Here is a 1,073-nt window from a genome sequence, read left to right on the forward strand (position 1 = left end):
GCGCGGAAACGCCGGATTCGCTCAGGACTTGTGACGATAGTTGATGCGCCCCTTTGTCAGATCGTATGGCGACATTTCGAGCGTGACGCGATCCCCCGCAAGAATACGTATGCGATTCTTCTTGAGCCGCCCGGACGAATAGGCCCAAACCTCGAAGCCATTCTCCAGGGTGACGCGAAAGCGGTTATCCGGGAGGACTTCCGAAACCTTTCCGCCAAATTCCACCAGTTCTTCTTTAGCCAAGGATGCTCCTTTCTGTTTCAGTGAATGCCACGCGGTGACGTGGAAGGGGTCGTAGCTTGCCGATACGGGGACGGTTGCAAGCGCATGTGCGCCACTGCGCTTTCCCCTGCGTGGCGGGCGGCTTGCCTGGCCTTGGCTTCGGTATGGTGCGTGGCGTGTCGCATCGAGACGTTCGCGACGATGCGTTCAGCGCCGTCCTTGTACTCGGAGATCATGTAGTTCGCGAACCAGACGCCGGGCTCTTGTTGGATGGGGTAAACGGAAACGGTGAACGGAGTAATGCCGGGATTCAAATTGTTGCCTGTTCGGACGGCGCTCGATCCCGGCGGGCGTGTCCTGCTTTCCCATGCGGGGGAGGTACGCGCGTGCCCGGCGATCGGTTGCCATTGCAGAAAGTCAGTGTCGCATCCTGCGCTTCATCGCAGGCGGGGAAACTGGCGTGGGATTGACCGTGCTTGCGCTAGCCAGCACGCCTGGTACATGCGTGCTGGGTACGGAGCGGACGTGCCGCGGGTCGGAAATGATTGCGGCTGATTGTTGCCGCGAAAGGTTCGGGTGTACACCCGTGCTGCCGCCGATACTCTTCTAATGATGATGTTTGGCGGACGGCGCATTTGACATCGACGGCTGTCGACGGTTGCGAATAGTACCACTTCCGGAGATTTCCTGCCTGGAGGGTACGTCCTAGGCTGGCAGGTACAGCGGATCCGGGGCAATTCCATGGAATGCAGGATCCATCAAGACCGATCGCCTTACCAGATCATGCCTCGGTCAGAGGCAGCAGGATGTCGGCATACCAGGCGGAATTCAAGCCCAGGGCTTCGTCCAGT

Annotated in this window: 2 protein-coding genes; both read right to left on the bottom strand. The window is 59.3% G+C overall.

Going from position 1 to position 1,073, the window contains the following annotated elements; genetic code table 11:
- Nucleotides 1–21 precede the first annotated feature (21 nt).
- Nucleotides 22–243 carry a translation initiation factor IF-1 gene (infA, locus tag AC3FNH_RS32520; protein ID WP_488678797.1) on the bottom strand — a complete coding sequence of 74 codons (222 nt, stop codon included), beginning with the start codon at nucleotides 241–243 and terminating at the stop codon, nucleotides 22–24.
- A gap of 17 nt (nucleotides 244–260) precedes the next feature.
- Nucleotides 261–536, bottom strand: coding sequence for an isochorismatase (locus tag AC3FNH_RS32525; protein WP_488723005.1), 276 nt, complete (start codon nucleotides 534–536; stop codon nucleotides 261–263).
- Between the last annotated feature and the right edge of the window lie 537 nt (nucleotides 537–1,073).

This window comes from Cupriavidus sp. 22TCCZM01-5 (genome assembly GCF_057798915.1).